The organism is Arthrobacter sp. THG-b23 (assembly GCF_059091265.1).
In genome coordinates this window covers 495,138-514,100 of record NZ_JBNHGM010000002.1, presented here as the reverse complement: position 1 = coordinate 514,100, position 18,963 = coordinate 495,138, and the positions used below count along the sequence as shown (strand labels likewise).

The 18,963-nt window shown below is 68.4% G+C and carries 18 protein-coding genes; 14 read left to right on the top strand and 4 right to left on the bottom strand.

What is annotated here, in order from left to right:
* The first annotated feature begins 148 nt into the window (after positions 1 to 148).
* Both AC5RVD_RS06070 and AC5RVD_RS06065 read left to right on the top strand, forming a co-directional pair.
* Entirely contained in the window at positions 149 to 829 is a 681-nt protein-coding gene (locus AC5RVD_RS06070; RefSeq protein WP_494126365.1) for a hypothetical protein, read from the top strand.
* Positions 830 to 949: 120 nt separating this feature from the next.
* Positions 950 to 2,395, top strand: coding sequence for a glycosyltransferase family 2 protein (locus tag AC5RVD_RS06065; protein ID WP_494126364.1), 1,446 nt, complete (start codon positions 950 to 952; stop codon positions 2,393 to 2,395).
* 34 nt (positions 2,396 to 2,429) lie between these two features.
* Here AC5RVD_RS06065 and AC5RVD_RS06060 read toward each other — a convergent pair whose 3' ends face one another.
* A complete protein-coding gene (locus tag AC5RVD_RS06060; protein WP_494111135.1) occupies positions 2,430 to 3,332 on the bottom strand; it encodes a LysR family transcriptional regulator in 903 nt (300 codons plus the stop codon).
* A gap of 183 nt (positions 3,333 to 3,515) precedes the next feature.
* On the opposite strand from AC5RVD_RS06060, the gene AC5RVD_RS06055 reads away from it, so the two are divergent.
* Both AC5RVD_RS06055 and AC5RVD_RS06050 read left to right on the top strand, forming a co-directional pair.
* Positions 3,516 to 6,944 carry a bifunctional proline dehydrogenase/L-glutamate gamma-semialdehyde dehydrogenase gene (locus tag AC5RVD_RS06055; RefSeq protein WP_494126467.1) on the top strand — a complete coding sequence of 1,143 codons (3,429 nt, stop codon included), beginning with the start codon at positions 3,516 to 3,518 and terminating at the stop codon, positions 6,942 to 6,944.
* A gap of 65 nt (positions 6,945 to 7,009) precedes the next feature.
* Complete coding sequence (locus tag AC5RVD_RS06050) at positions 7,010 to 7,312, top strand: GNAT family N-acetyltransferase (RefSeq protein WP_494126363.1); 303 nt, start codon at positions 7,010 to 7,012, stop codon at positions 7,310 to 7,312.
* Positions 7,313 to 7,363: 51 nt separating this feature from the next.
* On the opposite strand, the gene AC5RVD_RS06045 is transcribed toward AC5RVD_RS06050, so the two are convergent.
* Positions 7,364 to 7,897, bottom strand: a complete 534-nt coding sequence (locus tag AC5RVD_RS06045) for a hypothetical protein (RefSeq protein ID WP_494111022.1) — start codon at positions 7,895 to 7,897, stop codon at positions 7,364 to 7,366.
* Positions 7,898 to 8,176: 279 nt separating this feature from the next.
* Here AC5RVD_RS06045 and AC5RVD_RS06040 point away from each other — a divergent pair, with 279 nt between their 5' ends.
* Positions 8,177 to 8,407 (top strand): hypothetical protein, encoded by a 231-nt coding sequence (locus tag AC5RVD_RS06040; RefSeq protein ID WP_494111023.1) that lies wholly within the window; start codon positions 8,177 to 8,179, stop codon positions 8,405 to 8,407.
* Positions 8,408 to 8,606: 199 nt separating this feature from the next.
* On the top strand, positions 8,607 to 9,008 hold the full coding sequence (locus tag AC5RVD_RS06035) for a hypothetical protein (protein ID WP_494126362.1): 402 nt from the start codon (positions 8,607 to 8,609) through the stop codon (positions 9,006 to 9,008).
* Between the two features lie 67 nt (positions 9,009 to 9,075).
* Here AC5RVD_RS06035 and AC5RVD_RS06030 read toward each other — a convergent pair whose 3' ends face one another.
* Complete coding sequence (locus AC5RVD_RS06030; protein ID WP_494122301.1) at positions 9,076 to 9,324, bottom strand: DUF6458 family protein; 249 nt, start codon at positions 9,322 to 9,324, stop codon at positions 9,076 to 9,078.
* 176 nt (positions 9,325 to 9,500) lie between these two features.
* On the opposite strand from AC5RVD_RS06030, the gene AC5RVD_RS06025 reads away from it, so the two are divergent.
* From AC5RVD_RS06025 to AC5RVD_RS06010, 4 genes are all read left to right on the top strand, one after another.
* Entirely contained in the window at positions 9,501 to 10,439 is a 939-nt protein-coding gene (locus AC5RVD_RS06025) for a hypothetical protein (protein WP_494111026.1), read from the top strand.
* Between the two features lie 71 nt (positions 10,440 to 10,510).
* Entirely contained in the window at positions 10,511 to 11,332 is an 822-nt protein-coding gene (locus AC5RVD_RS06020) for a LamB/YcsF family protein (RefSeq protein WP_494126466.1), read from the top strand.
* Between the two features lies 1 nt (position 11,333).
* Complete coding sequence (locus AC5RVD_RS06015; RefSeq protein ID WP_494126361.1) at positions 11,334 to 11,942, top strand: 5-oxoprolinase subunit B family protein; 609 nt, start codon at positions 11,334 to 11,336, stop codon at positions 11,940 to 11,942.
* A 3-nt stretch (positions 11,943 to 11,945) separates the two neighbouring features.
* Positions 11,946 to 12,938, top strand: coding sequence for a 5-oxoprolinase subunit C family protein (locus AC5RVD_RS06010; protein WP_494126360.1), 993 nt, complete (start codon positions 11,946 to 11,948; stop codon positions 12,936 to 12,938).
* A gap of 107 nt (positions 12,939 to 13,045) precedes the next feature.
* Here the strand turns inward: AC5RVD_RS06010 and AC5RVD_RS06005 are convergent, their stop codons facing one another.
* The gene (locus tag AC5RVD_RS06005; protein ID WP_494126359.1) at positions 13,046 to 14,407 is read right to left on the bottom strand and encodes a DUF445 domain-containing protein; all 1,362 of its coding nucleotides are present in this window, start codon (positions 14,405 to 14,407) and stop codon (positions 13,046 to 13,048) included.
* Positions 14,408 to 14,507: 100 nt separating this feature from the next.
* On the opposite strand from AC5RVD_RS06005, the gene AC5RVD_RS06000 reads away from it, so the two are divergent.
* The 4 genes from AC5RVD_RS06000 to AC5RVD_RS05985 all read left to right on the top strand — a co-directional run bounded on the left by AC5RVD_RS06000 (position 14,508) and on the right by AC5RVD_RS05985 (position 18,883).
* Positions 14,508 to 15,374, top strand: a complete 867-nt coding sequence (locus AC5RVD_RS06000) for a glycerophosphodiester phosphodiesterase family protein (protein WP_494126358.1) — start codon at positions 14,508 to 14,510, stop codon at positions 15,372 to 15,374.
* Positions 15,375 to 15,421: 47 nt separating this feature from the next.
* Entirely contained in the window at positions 15,422 to 17,671 is a 2,250-nt protein-coding gene (locus AC5RVD_RS05995) for a glycoside hydrolase family 15 protein (RefSeq protein ID WP_494126357.1), read from the top strand.
* A gap of 94 nt (positions 17,672 to 17,765) precedes the next feature.
* Complete coding sequence (locus AC5RVD_RS05990; RefSeq protein WP_494126356.1) at positions 17,766 to 18,575, top strand: AzlC family ABC transporter permease; 810 nt, start codon at positions 17,766 to 17,768, stop codon at positions 18,573 to 18,575.
* Positions 18,572 to 18,883: an AzlD domain-containing protein gene (locus AC5RVD_RS05985; protein ID WP_494111033.1), complete on the top strand. Its 312-nt coding sequence runs from the start codon at positions 18,572 to 18,574 to the stop codon at positions 18,881 to 18,883. The genes AC5RVD_RS05990 and AC5RVD_RS05985 overlap by 4 nt, the downstream gene beginning before the upstream one ends.
* The last annotated feature ends 80 nt before the right edge of the window (positions 18,884 to 18,963 follow it).

Below are 18,963 nucleotides of genomic sequence, written 5' to 3'. Positions count from 1 at the left end.
CAGCTTCCGGCAGCCAGCACTTACCCGCGGCCCGACCCACACCAGCAAGAAGCCTGCGCACCAGGTAGCCGGCAATCCTCGGGACGGAGATGGGCACCAACTCTGTACGAGGTGCTTTGGTTAATGGTTGCAGTGTCCGCGAGGTGCAATGCAGAATGCAGTAACGGCAGCGGTCGAAGGGGACGGGGCACACCGGATGGCAACAAATTCACGAACCGAGCCGAAGCAGACCGTGCTCAAGGAAAAGTCGGGCACGTGGACAGCAATCCTGATCTGGGTCTCCGCTGCGGTGGCGCTCGTGTTGCTGTTCGCCCAGTCGCAGGAAGAATCCCTCCTGCGGTGGATAGTGTGGCCTGTGGTGGCGGCTTCGTTCGCCTACAGCTTCCTGTGGCTTCCACGCCTTGCCTATGATGACGACTCCGTTCTCATCACCAATAGCTTCCGGTCCCATGCCATTCCCTTTGCCGTCGTCGATGACGTCAGCGTAGGCAGTGCCTTGAGGATCAGGACCGGTGCCGAGACCTACACCAGCTGGGGTGCGCCCTTTCCTCAGAATGCGCGGGCCGCCGGCAACCAGCACAGTGCGTCAGTGGGACCGGCCACGATCACCCCTTGGGACCGGCCTACCTCTGCGGGCCAACGGCAGGGGCTGGAGCAACATCCACTCGTCCGCGTGTGGACAAGGTCCAGGGCCAGCGTCCCGAATTCCGAATCGCCACTGGGACCTGCAGTCGTCACCAGTTGGAACAAATCGGCCGTCGCGATGGCTGTCCTGTGCGCCCTCTTGGTCTGCGGGCAGCAGGTCGCGCTCTTGGTCCTCAACAGCTGAGAGCAGGCCTCGCCACGCGGCCCTGAATTACGGAAACCCGTCGCGATTTCGCTACTCACCGGCATTCAGTTCGAGTGCAGTGGCAGAATGCATTAACTGCTACCGATCGAAGGGGACCGAGTGGCCATCAAGGACAAGCTGGCAGGCGCACGGCGCAAGCTGAAAAGGATCGCGGCGCGCGCCGGGCAGGTTCGCGTGCGCGAGAGTGACTCCGGGCCAACGGCCAGTGCGCAGACCGCGCGGGTGGCGGTGGTGATCCCGGTGTTCAACGCGCTGCCCTACTTGAGGGAACTGCTGGAGTCGCTGGTTGCACAGGACCTGGACCCGGCGCTCTTCGAGGTCATCGCCGTGGACGACGGCTCCACGGACGGCGGAGGCAAGCTGCTGGACGAGTACGCCGCGCGGCATCCGAACTGGCGGGTCATCCACCAACAGAACAGCGGCTGGCCGGGAAAGCCCCGCAACGTAGGGATAGCCTCGAGCAGTTCCGACTACGTTTTCTTCTGCGATGCGGACGACAAGCTGGGGCCCGAAGCGCTGCGCCGGATGGTCGAGTTTGCCGACAAGCACCAGGTCGACGTGCTCGCCCCGCGCATGGTCGGAATCGGTGGCCGGCGCGTGCAGTCCTCGCTCTTCACGGAGACGGTGCCGGACGTTTCGGTGCGCAGAATCCTGGGCACGCTCTCACCGCAAAAGCTGATCCGGCGTGAGCTGCTGGATAAACACGGCATCCGCTTCCCGGAAGGCAAAGTCCGGCTGGAAGACGGCATGATGCTCACCCGCTGCTATCTGGCCTCCCGGAGGAATGCGATTGCGGCCGACTATGACTATTACTTCATCCGCACCCGCGACGACGGAACCAACATCAGCTCCGAGCGCGCCATCCCGGAGGGGTACACCGGATCAGTCGCGGAAATTGCGCGGATCATCAAGGAGAACCATCCGGACCCCGAGCATGCCGAGCTTCTGGTGCTGGACCTGTACCGGCGCAAACTCCTCCGCTTCTACGTGCCCGCCAGGTACCGGTCCATGTCCCCGGGCACGCGGCAGCGGTGGGTGGCGGCCCATGCTGCCTTCGCGGACCAACACATTCCGGAACGCCTGGAAGAACAGCTGACATTTCCCTACCGGCAGCGCTCGCAGCTCATCCGGGCCCGGGATGCAGCAGGCCTGTTGCAGTTGGCGGCCACCGAGGAAGCACTCAAAACGATTCCGCGGGCCCTGCTGCCGCAGCTTGACGGGGAGTCGGTGTCATTGGGGCTGGTGTTCGAGCCGGCCGCAGAGTACGAATCGGTCAGGCTGGTGGCACGCGCCCGCGGGACCGATGCCGAGGTCGGCTTTGACGTCAGGCGCGACGGCGGCGGCTACCGTGCCGTACTGCCTCGGAATGAACTGGCCGGCCTGGGCCCGGTGCTGGTGGATCTGTTCGTCCAGCTCCGGTTGGACGGCATAGACGGTCCGGCCCGCAGGATCTTGGCACCGGAGCAGGGGCTGCCGCTCATTTCCGGAGGCCTGCGCGCCTACGCCACAGTGCATGGAAACCTCAGCTTGGACCAGCGCCGCTAGCTCGCCGCGCAGGGAGGCGTCGGGGGCCCGGACCTCAGGCCGCAATCTCCCGGGCCGTTGCCTCAAGAACTTCCCGGAACGCCAGGATGGCCGGCCGGTTGGCAGAGCCGTGGCGGACTGACGTGAAGACCGTGCGCCGCGGAAGGCCCGGCAGGTCCAGCAGCATGCAGGTGGTGTCCCGGCCGGTCCACACCAGGTCCGGCATGAACGCCACCGCGTTGCCGGATTCAATCAGCCGGATCTGCGCCTGCAGGTCGGCCGTTTCATACCGCACATCCGGCTCGAATCCGGCCTGGCGGCACGCCTGCTCCGCCCAATGCCGGGAAGCTGTGCCGTGCGGCTCCATCACCCATGGCAGCCTCCGGGCGTCGTCGACGGAGGCGACGGTGGTTCCGGCCAAGGCGGAGGGCGGTACCGCGAGCCGGATGGCGTCGCTGGTCAGTTTCTTGCGGTCCAGTTCCGGATGGTGCGGTGCCGCGTGGCCGGGGTATTGTTCGGCCACGACCAGGTCGAAGTCTCGCGCCCACGTCTCGTACAGCGCCGTCTCCGGTTCGCGCTGGACCATCTCGATCCGCACATCCGGGTGCCGCTGCCGCATGGCGGTGAGGGCCTCCGGCAGCAGGGCCAGGGCCGCGGATTGAAACACGGCCAGTCGGACGGTTCCGGTCACCGTGGTCAGCGACGCCGCCAAGTCCGTTTCGGCCCGCTCGAGGGTGGACAGCAGTGACTCAGTGTGTCCCACGAGGATCTCGGCCTGCGGCGTGAGCTGCACGCGGCGTCCGGCTTTTCGCAGCAGTGCCACCCCTGCCTCCTTTTCCAGCAAGGCCAGCTGCTGGGAAACGGATGACGGGCTCAGGTTCAGCGCGGCGGCCACCTCGGCCAATGTTCCGCGGACCTTGACCTCGCGCAGCAGCCGCAGTCTCCGGACATCCAGCACGGCAACTCCATCCATCAGGAAAACCAATGATTATCAGTCGGAAAAGATCGCTTTTACTTCACGAAGTCTAGTCCCATACTGGTCCTGAATGAGCATTGCAATTACGTTGAAGGGACAGATGCTGCCGTGACCGATTCCCTGAAGGAGGCTCCGGTGCAGACCACTCATCTGGCCGATGAGCAGATGGCCGACCTCGCCGCCGACTCCATCAAACTGGTCCGCCACTGGCTGACCGAGGCCGAGAAGGTCCCCGCCGACGCCTCCGCCCGACAGCTGGCCGGCGTCTTGAATGACCCGAACGGGTTGGATTTCACCGTGGGATTCGTCGACGGCGTGATCCGGCCCGAGGACCTAAGTGTTGCGGCCCGCAATTTGGCCGCGCTGGCACCGAAGGTTCCGTCCTTCCTGCCTTGGTACATGCGGGCTGCCGTGCGCGTGGGAGGCACCATGGCCCCGGTCCTCCCGCATGTGGTCATTCCGGTGGCCCGCCGGGTGCTGCGTGAAATGGTGGGCCACCTGATCGTGGACGCGACCGACGCCAAGCTCGGCCCGGCCATCGCAAAGATCCGCCGGGAAGACGTTCGGTTGAACATCAACCTGCTGGGCGAGGCCGTCCTGGGAAGCCGCGAGGCGGAGCGCCGGCTCGAAGGCACCAAACGGCTGCTGGCCCGCGACGACGTCGACTACGTGTCCATCAAGGTCTCCTCCACCGTGGCACCGCACTCGCACTGGGCCTTCGACGAGGCGGTGGAGCACGTCGTCGAAAGCCTGACGCCGCTGTACCGGCAGGCCGCCGGGTCCCCGAAGCCCAAGTTCATCAACCTGGACATGGAGGAGTACAAGGACCTGGAGATGACCATGGCGGTCTTCACCAGGATTTTGGACAATCCGGAGTTCGAGCAGCTGGAGGCCGGCATTGTGCTGCAGGCCTACCTGCCGGACGCACTGAAGGCCATGATCCGGTTGCAGGAGTGGGCCGCCGCCCGCCGCGCCCGCGGCGGCGCCGCGATCAAGGTGCGCGTGGTCAAGGGCGCCAACCTGCCCATGGAGCACGTGGAAGCGTCGCTGCACGGCTGGCCGCTGGCCACCTGGGGAACCAAGCAGGACTCGGACACCAACTACAAGCGCGTGATCAATTACGCCCTGCATCCGGACCGGATCGGCAACGTGCGGATCGGCGTCGCCGGGCACAACTTGTTCGACGTCGCGTTCGCCTGGCTGCTGGCCAAGCAGCGCGGCATAGGACACCTCGCGGGGGCCATCGACTTCGAGATGCTGCTGGGCATGGCCCAGGGCCAGGCCGAAGCGGTGAAGAAGGACGTCGGGTCGCTGCTGCTCTATACCCCGGTGGTCCACCCCGGCGAGTTCGACGTGGCCATCGCCTACCTGATCCGCCGGCTCGAAGAAGGCGCCAGCAACGAGAACTTCATGTCCGCGGTCTTCGAGCTCAGCAAGAACGAGCATCTCTTCGAGCGCGAGAAGCAGCGCTTCCTCGCCTCGCTCGAGAACCTCGACGACGACGTCCCGGAACCGAACCGGCAGCAAGACCGCACCAAGCCCGAACCCGCCCGGCCCGTCGATTCCTTCGACAACATCCCGGACACCGATCCGTCCCTGCCCGCCAACCTGGCCTGGGGCCGGGAGATCCTGGCCCGCGTACCCGGCTCAAAGCTTGGCATCGATACCGTTGCCGCCGCCGAGGTCAAGGATGAGGCGCAGCTGGAGCAGGTCATTGCCACGGCCGTCGAGCAGTCCAAGAGCTGGGGCGCGATGAGCGGCGCCGAACGTGCCGAGGTGCTGCACAAGGCCGGCGACAAACTGAATGCCAACCGTGCCCGGCTGTTGGAGGTCATGGCCGCCGAGGCCGGCAAGACCCTGGACCAGGGAGACCCGGAGGTGTCCGAGGCCGCCGACTTCGCACACTTCTACGCCGAGCTGGCGCGCATGCTGGACACGGTAGACGGCGCGGAATTCGTTCCGTCCAGGCTGACCGTGGTCACCCCGCCGTGGAACTTCCCGACGGCGATCCCCGCCGGAGGCGCCCTTGCGGCGCTCGCCGCGGGCTCCGCCGTCGTGATCAAGCCTGCCAAGCAGGCGGCCCGCACCGGTGCCGTGATGGTGGAAGCGCTGTGGGAGGCGTTGGACGAAGCCGGGGTGCCGCGCGATGTGCTCCAGCTGGTCCAGCTGGGCGAGCGCGAACTGGGCCGGCAGCTGGTCTCGCACCCGGACGTGGACCGCGTGATCCTCACCGGCGCCTACGAGACCGCCGAGATGTTCCGCTCCTTCCGCCCGGACCTGCCGCTGCTGGCCGAGACCTCCGGCAAGAACGCCATCATCGTCACGCCCAGCGCAGACTTCGACCTGGCCGCCAGGGACGTTGCCTACTCCGCGTTCGGCCATGCCGGGCAGAAGTGCTCCGCGGCCTCGCTGGTGATTCTGGTGGGATCCGCCGCCACGTCGCCGCGCTTCCGCAACCAATTGGTGGACGCGGTCACCTCCATGAAGGTGGGCTATCCGCAGGATCCGGCCACCCAGATGGGCCCGGTCATCGCCCCGGCCGAAGGCAAGTTGCTGGACGGGCTGACCACGCTGGGCGCCGGCGAGAGCTGGCTGATCCGGCCGGAACAGCTGGACGAGACCGGCAAGCTATGGAGCCCGGGCGTGCGCACCGGGGTGAAGCGCGGCTCGCGCTACCACCTGACCGAGTTTTTCGGCCCGATCCTCGGGGTGATGACCGCCGAAACGCTGGAAGAGGCGGTCGCCATCACCAACGACATCGAGTACGGCCTGACCTCGGGCCTGCATTCGCTGGACCGGGATGAGCTGGACTACTGGCTGCAGAACATCCAGGCCGGCAACCTTTATGTGAACCGTGGGATCACCGGCGCCATTGTGCGGCGCCAACCCTTCGGCGGCTGGAAGAAGTCCTCGGTGGGGGCCGGAACCAAGGCGGGGGGACCGAACTACCTGATCGGACTCGGCGACTGGGAGACCGCGCCGTCCACGGCCACCGCCGACTTCGACGGTGCGGCGGCGAAGCTATTGGAGGCGGCCCGTCGCGCGGGCCAGGCGCTGTCCGCGGACGAGCTCGCCGTGCTGGAGCGCTCGCTGCGTTCGGATGCGGCGGCCTGGACCGCAGAATTCGGCGTGGCCAAGGACGTGTCCGGCCTGACCGCCGAGCGCAACGTGTTCCGTTACCTGCCCGTGCCGGTCACGGTCCGGCTCTCCGACGGCGAGCCGCTGGCCAAGTTGGTGCGCGTGCTGGCCGCCGGCGTGCGGGCGGGATCCGAGGTAACGGTGTCCACCGCCGTCGGGCTTCCCGCGGCATTGCAGGCAGTGGTTACGGAGTTGGATCTTGCCGTGGCGGTGGAGGACGACGACGCCTGGCTGGCCCGGGTTCCGCGGCTCGGCGCCGGGCGGATCCGGTTGATTGGCGGGGACGCCAAGGCGCTCGCCGCCGCCACCGGCGGGCGGCCGGACGTGGCGGTCTATGCCCACGACGTCACCGAAGCCGGCCGGGTGGAGATGTTGCCGTTCCTGCACGAGCAGGCCGTCAGCATCACCGCGCACCGCTTTGGCACGCCCAACCACCTGGCCGACGGCCTGATCTAGCCGGCGGCAGCCCACCCGGGCAGCGGTGTATTTGCACCGCCGCCCGGGTGTGTCAGGCTCGGGCTATGGCTGACAACCTCTCTTTCCGGCTGAACGAGGATCTCAGGCGCTACGAGGTGCTGGCCGCCGGGGCCCTGGCCGGGTATACCGAGATTCAGGCACACGGCGGAACCGTGGCGTTCACCCATACACGGGTGTTCGATGAGTTTGCCGGCCAGGGCCTCGCCGGCAAGTTGGCGGGCCATGCGCTGGACGACGTGGTCGCCGGCGGGAGGAAGATCGCGCCGTACTGCGAGTACATTGCGGATTGGCTGCACAAGCATCCGGAGTACGAGCCGCACGTCGAATGGCCCGAAAGCCCCGAATAGGATCCGCCGGACGCGATCTGCCGGGTTCCCGCCGCCGGGTTGCCGGTGCGGTCAGGGGTGCCGGCGCATCCAGCTGACGGCGTGCAAGGTCAAGGTGCCGGCGACGGTGAGCAGTCCGGCGATCAGGACCATGGGCGCGATGGAGGTCAGGACGAAAATCCACGGCGGCCCGTAGATGCTGGTGGGGCCGAGCATGGCGTCCATCTCGATGAAGTGCGGTGCAATCGAACCCCAGACTCCGAACCCGGCCAGCCCCAGGCCCAGCACCCACATCGCTGCCAGGAACGGATTGGCCTTCCAACGGTTGCGTGCCGCACCTGCCGGCCCCGCCGTCACGACGGCGTCGGGCGGAATGACTTCGGCAATTCCGGTCGCCTGGGCTGCGCTGTCGGCGCTCAGGTCCGTCGCAACGGTCGAATTCGTAGCGGCGGAGGGGGATGCGGGGCTGAACCGAGCCTCCGGCGTGGTGACGGGCTGGGGGAGCCGGGCCGCGGCCGGCCGGGCCGCGGTCCGCGGAGTGCCGGGCGTTTCGCCGCCGCGCTGGTAGATCGAGTCATACCGCTGGTCGAACTGTGATGCGGACATGGTCCCCCTTCTCGCCGGCCTTTGCTTGAATCTACCGGATGCCGGGCGGCGCTGTTAGGCTGTGCGCCATGGGAATTCTGATTTTCGAGTAACCAGGTCTTGGACCGGTCAAGCCGACAACCAAACAAGGCTTGCTGAGGCTGTACCTCGCGAGTGGTTCCCTGATCCCACCCCCGCTCTCGCCCGGATGCTGCTCCGGGTATTGTGGCGTCTTTAGTCTTTACGACTGGTGCGGCGGACCAGTTTCCAGCAGGCTCCTGAAAATACCGAAGGAGAGCCATGACTGACATCGATCCGCGGGCGCCTAAGCCCGTCGAATCCCGTGAACTAAACATCCACCTCGCTCCGGCCGCCGCGGCCAAACTGACCGAGGACCAACAGGCGAAGCTGGCCTCCCGCCGCGCGGCCAATGCCGGCGATCTGGCCGGCTGGCACAGCATCGGCAACAGCCACAAGCCGAAGCACGCCAGCGGCCGGCAGGGACCGCCCGAGAAAAAGGTCCGCTGGTAAAAGCTGCCGGCGAGAGCGCCGACCAGTGCCCCGGTGGAAAGTTTCCGCCGGGGCACTGCCCTGTTTCAAGGTGCGCCGCCGTGTTTAAGGGCAAGCCGGTCCTGCGGATGACGCCCGGCGAGCCGGGTGCGCTGCGTGCCTTCTATAGGGTGGCAGGAGAGGGGCCCCCAAGCGGGCGGAGCTACGGGAGGAATACGGTATGAGGCCCGACGTGCGGCGGATGTTGCTGATCCAGGCCGGCAACGTCCTGCAGTTCGCCATCGCCGTGGGCGTCATCGTCGTGGCCATCGACACCCTGACAGCCTTCTCGCTGGGCTCGCGGCAGGACCCGAAGGGCGGCGGAACCTTGGCGGGCTTCGCCCTGGTCGGAGCCAGCGCCGTCGTCGTCCTCGCGGTTTTTGCCTACCGCTGGACGGCCCGCGGCGAGCGGTATGCGCCGTTGTTCGCCGTGCTCGGCTGGGCCGTGCTCTGGCTGCCGCTCAGCCTGACGCTGGGCATGGGCGGCGAGGACGGCGTGGGCCTGGCCTACCTGGCCACGCTGGTGTGCGGGGCGGGCATTGTGCTGTCGCTCGTGGCGCTGGGCAGCAAAAAACCCCGCTGATCGCCGACGGCGGGCCTGCGCGCGGGCCGTGGGGCCCGCGTGCAGGCGCGTGCTTCAGCCTGTGTGCTTAGAGGCCGCGGGTTTCGTCCCGCCGGATGGTCTCGCCCGTGTTCGGATCCTCGACGCGGCGGCTTTCCGTCACGCGGTGCTCGCGGCGCGGCATGGCCATGATGATGGAGATGATCAGGCCGAGCACGCCGACACCCATCAGGATCCAGCCGATCAGCGTCAGGTCGATGAAATCGACGACGTCAGCAACGGCGAAGGCCAGGATTGCGCCGATAGCAATCAAGGCAATTGATGATCCGATTCTCATAGCCAGCAACTCCTTTAGGTTGGGCGGCCGGCGCAGCAGGCGCTGCCTCCGGCCGTCGTACAGGAAGTACGCGGTGCTTTGTCAGCATACTTGGTGTTGGGAGGAACGTCCCGCAACCGGTGACTTACGCTTAAGGCCGGAACACCATCACGGTGCTGATTGCTCCAGGAGGGTTTGTGGCCAGAGGACGGAAGATCAATCCAGCCATGCGCGTCGCCGCCGATGCGGCATTCGACAAGCACGGCAACCCAAAGCCCGGCGTGACGACCGGCATCATGAAGGCGCTGGACGTCCAGCGGCCGCTGGTGCTGGCCCACTTGGACCGGCTGCGGCGCAAGAACCCGGACGCAACGCCGGCCGAGCTGGCCGCGAAGTTGGAAAAGAAATACCTGGCCGCGGTGACCACCGGCGGTGCCGCGGTGGGGGCATCCGCCGTCGTACCGGGTGTGGGCACGGTGGCGGCACTGGGCCTTTCCGCGGCGGCAACTGTGGGCTTCCTGGAAGCCACTGCCCTGTTCGCCCAGTCGATCGCCGAACTGCATGGCATCGATACGGAGAACCCGGAGCGCTCCCAGGCCATGGTGATGGCCATCCTGATGGGCGACGAGGGCAGCTCCCTGATCAAGGAGTTCGCCGGGCAGGCCGGGGGCCGCGGCGGAAATCCGTCGCGGGCCTGGGGAAACGCGGTGGGCAGCAGCATGCCCTCCGGCATGGTCAGCTCGCTGGTGGACAGCCTGAAGAAGCGCTTCCTGACCAAACTGCTGGCCAAGCAGGGGACGGCGATGCTCGGCCGGGCGGTTCCCTTCGGCATCGGCGCTGCGGTCGGGGGTGCCGGCAACCACGTAATGGGCCGGCGCGTCATCGACGCCACCCGGACCGCCTTCGGGGAGCCCCCGCTGGTGCTGCCGATGTCCCTGGTGGAGGATTTAACCGACAACCGGTACCGGCTGGGCGAGCTGCCGGCGGTGCCCGGCCGGGTCGCCGCCGGCATGCTGGAGAGGCTGCCCGGCCGCAGGCGGAAGGCGCCGGCGGCCCTCGAGGCGTCCGCTGACCAGGACGGCGACGCCCGCAGCCGCTCCGCCGGCGGACCCGACGAGGAGGGAACCGGGCCGTGACAGCATCCGGCAGCCGACCTGCCGGCGGCGGCGATGCGGTACGCGGAGCTGAATCGGGGGGCCGGCCGGGCATCGACCTGAACAGCGATCTCGGGGAATCGGTCGACGGGCGGCTGATGGGCGACGATGCCGCGATGTTTCCGCTGATCACCAGCGCGAACATCGCCTGCGGCTACCATGCCGGCGACGACGAGACGATGCTGGCCAGCTGCCGCCGCGCCGTGGAGCACGGGGTGGCGGTGGGCGCGCACGTTTCCTATCGGGACCGGGCCGGGTTCGGCCGCCGGACCCTGGACGTCGCGGCGGCCGATCTGACCGCCGACGTGGCTGCCCAACTCGCCGCCCTCGACCGGATCGCCCGGAGCGCGGGAACACGCGTGGCTTACGTGAAGCCGCACGGCGCGCTCTATAACCAAATAGTCCACGACCGTAGCCAGGCCGCGGCGGTGGTCGAGGCCATCGGCGCCTTCGACCCCCGGCTTCCCCTCCTGGGGCTGCCCGGATCCGCGGCGCTTGAGCTGGCGGCCGCCGCCGGACTCCCGGTGTTCCGGGAGGCTTTCGTGGATCGCGGCTACCGGGCGGACGGAACGCTGATTCCGCGCGGCGAACCCGGCGCCCTGCTGGAAGACCTGGAGCAGATTGCCGACCGTGCCGTGGACTTCGCCCGCAGCGGTGCGGCGGATTCGCTCTGCGTCCACGGCGATACCCCCGGCGCGGTGGCGATGGCGCGGTTGGTCCGGGAACGGCTGACCGCGGCCGGGATCCCGCTGCGTCCCTTCACGGGTGCGGCCGGCAACGGGGCCGGCCACCGCCCGCCCGCCGCCGGCGATTCCCGCGCCGCCGGCGCGGCACCCGTTCCCTCCCCCTCCGGGCACCCCACCCCTGGACGGTAGGGTGCGGATCCTGCCCTTCGGCGCGGGCGCCCTGCTCGCCGAATTCGACACCCTCGACGACGTCCTGGCGCACTACGACGCACTCAAGGTTGCGCCGCCGCCAGGCGTGACGGAGCTGGTTCCCGCGGCCCGCACCATCCTGGTGACCTTCGACGATCCGGCGGCCGCCGACGTCGTCCGCCGCTGGCTGGAACAGACACCACCGCACGACGGCGGCGCACGCACCACGGGCGACGAGGTCACGGTTGAGGTGGACTACTCCGGGGAGGACCTGCCGGAGGTGGCGCGGATCCTGGGGGTGAGCGAGGCCGAGGTGGTGCGCCGGCACCAGCAGTGCGAATGGAGTGCCGCCTTCACCGGCTTCGCGCCGGGCTTCGCCTACCTGGTGGCCCCCGGAAACCCGCTGCAGGTGCCGCGGCTGGCCGTACCGCGGACCCGGGTACCGGCCGGATCGGTCGGGCTGGCGGGCGAGTTCAGCGGCATCTACCCCTCCGCGTCGCCCGGTGGCTGGCGGCTGATTGGCAGGACCGAAGAGCGGTTGTGGGACGCCGCGCGGGAGCGGCCGGCGCTGATTGCGCCGGGAACGCGCGTGCGGTTCAGGGCGGTGTAGCCGGTGATCACCGTGATCAGGGCGGGACCGCAACTCCTGGTGCAGGACCTCGGCCGGCCGGGCCATGCCGCGATCGGGCTGAGCCCGTCCGGCGCACTGGATAACCGGGCACTGCGCACGGCCAACCGCCTGGTCGGAAACCCCGAAACTGCGGCGGGGCTGGAGCTGCTGCTGGGCGGCGCGGTCCTGCAGTTCGGCGCCGACACGGTGGTGGCGGTGACCGGGGCCTCGGGCAAACTTTCGGTGGCGGGCCCAGCGGGCCCGGCAGGGAAATCACCGGCAGCGGGCCGGTCGCGGAAGGACCACCCGGCTCTTTACCGGCCCTTCCGTGTCCGTGCCGGCCAGCGGCTGGAAATCGCCCCCGCCGCGTCCGGGCTGAGGTATTACCTGGCGGTGGCCGGCGGCATCGTGGCCGACACGCTGATGGGATCGGCGGCCACGGATCTGCTCTCCGGCGTGGGGCCGGCTCCGCTGCGGGACGGGGACGTGGTGGAGACCGGGGCCGTTCCACCGGCCGCGCGGGCCGGTTCCAACGTCGCCGCCGCGCCCGCCGGCACGGGCCAAGGACCCGCCGCCGGCCATGGACGCAGCACGGTCGAACGGTTTGTCGTCGATTCCCGCTGGACGCCGGTGCCGCTGCCGCCCGCCGCTGCGGTGACAGTGCGGCTGCGCCCCGGCCCGCGGTTGGATTGGTTCACCGCTGACGCGCGCCAGCGCCTGGTGCTGGGCCATTGGACGGTCAGCGCCGAGAGCAACCGGATCGGGCTGCGCCTGCTCGGCCGGCCGCTGCAGCGCGCGGTCGACCGGGAACTGCCCAGCGAAGGCATGGTCACCGGCGCGGTGCAGGTGCCGCCGTCGGGCTTGCCCACCGTATTTCTGGCCGACCATCCGGTGACCGGCGGCTATCCCGTGCCGGCCGTGGTGGAAGCGGCCGACCTCCCGCTGCTGGCCCAGGCCAGGCCCGGCCAACGGCTCCGCTTTCTCTGGGCCGGCTAGGGCCCCCCGAGGTGGACCTTGCGCTCCGTTTCGGGCTCGGGCTCCGGTTCAAACCGGAGCACTAGTCACGAACTGGAGCGGATGCTCCACAGGGAGCCCAGCGCCGGCTAACCGAAGGCGGCGGTGGCCACCGTGAAGATCGCCAGCCCGGCCAGGGAGCCGACGACGGTGCCGTTGATCCGGATGAACTGCAGGTCGCGGCCCACCTGGAGCTCGATCTTCCGCGACGTCTCCTGCGCATCCCAGCGCGCCACCGTTTCGGTGATGACGGCGGCAATCTGCGAACGATAGGTGCGGACCAGGTACCCGGCGGCCTCCTCGATCCAGCCGTCGATCTTGGCCGCCAGTTCGGCGTCGGTGGCCAGCCGGTGGCCGAAGTCCCGGACCGCCCGCTTGAACGTCAGGCTCAACCCACTCTGGGGGTCCTCCACCGCCTCCAGCAGGGCGGTCTTCAGCGTCTCCCACGTGCGGGCCGCCAGCGAACGCACTTCGGGGTCGCCCAAGGCGTTGTGCTTGATCGCTTCCACCCGCGCCATCATCTCCGGATCGTGCTGCAGGTCCTGCGCCAGGGAGTTCAGGTACCCGTCCAACTGCTGGCGCATCGGATGCTCCGGGTCGGCCTGCACCGCGATGAGGAACTTGTACAACTCCAGATGCACCTTGTCGCCGACCAGCGAATCCAGGAACGGCGGGACCCAGGTCGGTGAGCGGTCCGACACCAGCCGCGCCACCGTGTCCTGGTTGTCCAGCACCCAGTCGGCGGCGCGGTCCAGCAGCAGGTCCACCAGCTTCAGGTGGTGGCCGTCGCGCAGCAGGTGCTCGGCCAGCCGGCCCAGCGGCGGTCCCCACTGCGGGTCGATCAAGTGCCGGCGTGCCAGTGACTCGATCAGTTCCTGCACGTCCTCGTCATTGAGGACCGTCAAGGCTCCGCGGATCGCCGTGGCGCCTTCGCGGGCAATCCGTTCGGTGTTTTCCGGCCGTTCCAGCCAGAGACCGGCCTTCGCCGTGATCCCCAGGGAGCCGATCTTGGCCTTGACCACGTCCTCGGCCAGGAAATTCTCTTCCACGAACTGGCCCAGGCTCGCGCCGATCTGGTCCTTGCGGCGCGGGATGATCGCGGTGTGCGGAATCTTCAGCCCCATCGGGTGTTTGAACAGTGCGGTCACGGCGAACCAGTCCGCTAGTGCGCCCACCATGCCGCCCTCGGCCGCGGCCCGGACATAGCTCAGCCACGGGTAGCGGTCCTGCAGCGCGAAGGACACCACGAAGACCACCGCCAAAACCAGCAGCAACCCCGTGGCGAGCAGTTTCATCCGCCGCAGGCCCGCGGCACGGATGCTGTCCGGCAACACGGAAACCTGGCTCGTTCCGCCTCCCGGCACGCTTCCGGGGATGTTTTGCGCCGCGTATGCGGCTGTCTGCCCTTCCGCCGTTTCAGGTGCGACGCCGCCGCCCGTCTGAGTGCCCATGTTGCCTCCGAAACCGAATTGCCGAACGATCATCGTTCGTTCACCCATCAGTCAACCCTACGGCGGGTCCGGATGTCCGGTCATCGCGTACGGTGAATTTATGCACCAGAGGATCTACGCCCACCGTGGTTCCAGCGAGCAGTATGCGGAGAATACGCGGGCCGCTTACCTGCAGGCGATCGCCGACGGCGCCGACGGGATTGAGTGCGACATCCACCTGACCAAAGACCGCCGGCTGGTCTGTTTCCACGACTTCACACTGGACCGCACCTCCACCGGTACCGGCAACGTGTCCGATCACACGCTGGACGAGCTGCTGCAACTGGACGTCAGTTCGTGGAAGGGCACACCGATTCCGGCCGAGTACGGCGGCACTGCCGACCAACTGGTGACGCTGGACGACCTGGTGGACCTGATGCGGGACGCCGGCCGGCCGCTGGGCTTGGCCATAGAGCTCAAGCACCCCAGCCCGTACGGGCAGGAGCTGGAAGACGAGGTGCTCAAGTACCTGATGGCGGAGGGCTGGGAGCCGGAAACCTCCCGGCTGGACAACATCCAGCTGTCCTTCATGAGCTTCCACCCGGACGCCGTGAAGTACTTGGCCGACCACATCCCCGGCCAGTATCTCTGCCAACTCCTGGACGACATCGACGCCGACGAGCTCAAGGCCAGCCTGATGATGGGCGAGCTGACCGTCGGCGCGGTCGCGGTACTGCTGCGGCGGGCGCTGTCCGAAGGCGAAGGGCTGATCGAAGCGCACCGCGTCGGGTGGGCCGGGCCCGGCGTGGACTACGTGCGCTCCCATCTGCCGCTCATCCGCCGCTGGCTCGACGCCGGCACGCAGTTCCGCGTCTGGACGGTGGACGATCCGCAGGACGTGGAGCTGTGCCGGGAGTTGGGCTTCGGCGAAATCACTACCAACCGGCCGGCCGCGGTTCGCCGGCAGCTGCAGGCCGCGCCGGCCTGAAAAGTTGCCGTTGCCGTAACCGGGGTCCCTTGTGATTGAGTGGAGAAATGGCATCTCCAATTGAGGACTACGCACTCATATCGGATCTGCACACGGGAGCCTTGGTGTCCCGGTCCGGAAGCATGGACTGGCTCTGCCTTCCCCGCTTCGACTCTCCCTCGGTTTTCGGTGCGCTTCTGGGGTACCCCGGACACGGCCGCTGGCTGCTGGCCCCGGACGGTGCGCATCCGCAGGGCGGGGAACCGGCGGGGACGGAGGCGCACGGCAAACCGGGCAAGGATCCGTTGGAAGTCCAACGCAGCCGGCCGCCGGTCTCCACGCGGGAACAAGATGAAGCAGTGTCGGCAGCCCCGGGGAACCCCGGGCGGTCCGCGACGGACGAGGCCGGCAAGATTGCCGGGGTGAGGACCGCGGCCGCGGAAGCCGGACAAACCGGCGACGCAGCCGGCACCGCCGAAGCCGGCGCATCCCTGGCGGTCACCGGCGCCACCGAAGCCGGCGCATCCCTGGCCGCCGCCGACGGCACCGGCGGCCCGACGGCGGCAGGGCAGGGGGCCGCACGCTCGACCACGGACACCTTGTCCCGCGGCGACCTGGTGTCGGCACCGGCCCGCGCCGAGGCTGCGGGAGACCGCAACGACACTACCGTTGCCGCAGAGGCAGCAGGGGCGCCGTCCGCCGTCGTCGTTGAACGCTCCTACATTGCGTCGACATTTGTGCTGCAGACCCGCTGGAAGAGCGACACCGGCGAGGCGCTGGTGACCGAGTTCATGCCGGTGGGCGACCGCCGGGCATCCCTTGTCCGCAGGGTCGAGGGCCTGTCCGGCGAAATGACCATCCGGCAGGAACTGATCATGCGGTTCCACTACGGGGACGTGGTGCCGTGGGTGAACCGCGTGCACGACGAAACCACCGGCCGGGAATCGATCGTCGCCATCGCCGGCCCGGACGCGCTGGTGCTGCACGGGGAGCACCTGCCGCGCGCCGCGAACCGCCGGCACGAAGGCGAATTTACGATCAAGGCCGGCGAGACGGTCGATTTTGAACTGTGCTGGTTCCCGTCCCACCGGACGGTGCCGCCGGGGATCGACGTCGACGCCGCGCTCGCGGAAACGGTGCAGTACTGGCAGGACTGGTGTTCACGGTTCCCGCCCCAGGGGGACTACCACGGCATCGTCAAGCGGTCCCTGCTGGTGCTGCGCGCGATGACGCACGAGACGACCGGCGGGATCGTCGCCGCGCCGACTACCTCCTTGCCGGAGTCCTTCGGCGGGGAACGGAACTGGGACTACCGCTACGTCTGGCTGCGCGATGCGGCGTTGACGCTCGAATCGATGATGACCCACGGCTACGAAGACGAGGCGCTGCAGTGGCGCAACTGGCTGCTGCGCGCGGTGGCCGGCGATCCGGAAGACCTGCAGATCATGTACGGGGTGGCCGGGGAACGCGACCTGGAGGAACGGATCATCCCGCACCTGCCCGGTTACGAGGGGTCGGCACCGGTCCGGGTGGGAAACGGCGCGGTGGGCCAGTACCAGGCGGATGTGATCGGCGAGGTGATGGTCGCGCTGGAGAAGCTGCGCAACATGGGCGGCACCGAGGACCATTTCTCCTGGCCGCTGCAGAAGGCGATGCTGCACTACATCGAGAAGCACTTCGACCAGAAGGACCAGGGCATCTGGGAGATGCGGGGCGAACGGAAGTACTTCACCCACTCCCGGGTGATGATGTGGGCGGCATTCGACCGCGGCGTGCGGGCGGTGCAGGAGCACGGCCTGGACGGCGAAGCCGAGCACTGGGCGGAGCTGCGCGACACGCTGCGCGAAGAGATCATGGAGCACGGCTTCAACCGCGCGATCAACTCCTTCACCCAGACCTATGACGGCACCGAGGTGGACGCCTCGCTGCTGGTGCTGCCTCAGGTGGGCTTCGTGAAGTACGACGACGACCTGATGCTGGGTACCGTGGCCCGCCTGGAGCGGGAGCTGGTGGATGCGGACGGACTGATCCTGCGCTATCGGACCGAGTCGGGGCTGGACGGGCTGGCTCCGGGCGAGCACCCGTTCCTGGCCTGTTGCTTCTGGCTGGTGGAACAGTATGCCCGCTCCGGGCGGATCGGCGACGCCCGCGACCTGATGGACCGGCTGGTCGGTTACGCGAACGACCTGGGGCTGATGGCCGAGGAGTACGACACGGTGAACAAACGGATGGCCGGTAACTTCCCGCAGGCGTTCTCGCACCTGGCGCTGATCCGTGCGGCGGACGCCATCAACGGCCACGCGCAGGAAGCCGTGTAGCCGCAGCCGCGTCCCCGGCCGTATCCACAGTTTCCACAGAGGTATCCACGGCTGGGGGCGGCGGCGCCGCGGCCTTCCCGGCTACTGTAGACGGGTGAAGTTTCTCCAGTCCCCGGCCGTTAAAGTGGGGCTGTCCATCTCCATTGCCACCGGTCTGTACGGGGTGTCCTTCGGCGCGCTGTCGGTGGCATCGGGACTCGACCTCTGGCAGACCATGGCGCTGAGCCTGCTGCTGTTCAGCGGCGGCTCCCAGTTCGCGTTCATCGGAGTGATCGGCGGCGGCGGTACCGGCCTGGCCGCCATGACGGCCTCCGCCCTGCTCGGTATCCGCAACGGCATCTATGGCATGCAGATGAACGCCCTCGTCTCCCCGTCCCGCTGGCGGCGGCCGCTGGCCGCCCACGTGACCATCGACGAATCCACCGCCACGGCGTCCGGCCAAAACGACCCCGGCGAGCAGCGGCGCGGATTCTGGGCGGCCGGCGTGGGCATATTCCTGCTTTGGAATCTTTTCACCCTGGTGGGTGCCTTAGCCGGCAACGCCTTGGGGGATCCGAGGCAGTGGGGCCTGGACGGAGCCGCCGTCGCCGCGTTCCTGGCGCTGCTGTGGCCGAGGCTGAAAGGCAAGGAACCGGCTGCCATTGCCATTGCCTGCGCCCTGGCCACCCTGCTTGCCGTACCGTTCGTGCCCAGCGGCGTGCCCATCCTGGTGGCGGCGGCGGTCGCGGCTGCCATCGGCTGGTTCACCCACAAACCCATTCCGGCCGGGATGGCACCGGACATCGAGCCCTACGATGAGCCGTATTCCGAGCACGACGGCCCCCGCACGCTCGCCAGGTCCGAGCGCCGGGCCGCCGGACGCGACGACCCTGCCGGCACCGGGGACGGAAGGGAGACGCCATGAGCCTGTGGATCTGGATATTGGCCGCTTGCCTCATCTCCTACCTCACGAAGCTGGCAGGCTATCTGGTGCCCGCCCAGTGGATGAAGAACCAGCGGATGTCCCGGGTCGCCGCCACCATGACCATCGGCCTGCTCGCGTCGCTGACCGTTGTCAACGCCTTCTCCACCGGCCAGCAGTTGGCGTTCGACGCCCGGGTCGGGGCCCTGCTGGCCGCCGCCGTCGCGCTGCTGCTGCGGGCGCCGTTCCTGGTGGTGGTCATCGCCGGTGCCGCCGCGGCCGCGCTGCTCCGCCTGGCCGGCTGGGGGTAACCGAGGGCGGCCCGCACCCGCGGAAAAGGGCTTAAGGCAGATTGACGACGGCGGTGCGCACCGCCGTCGTCAATCTTTCA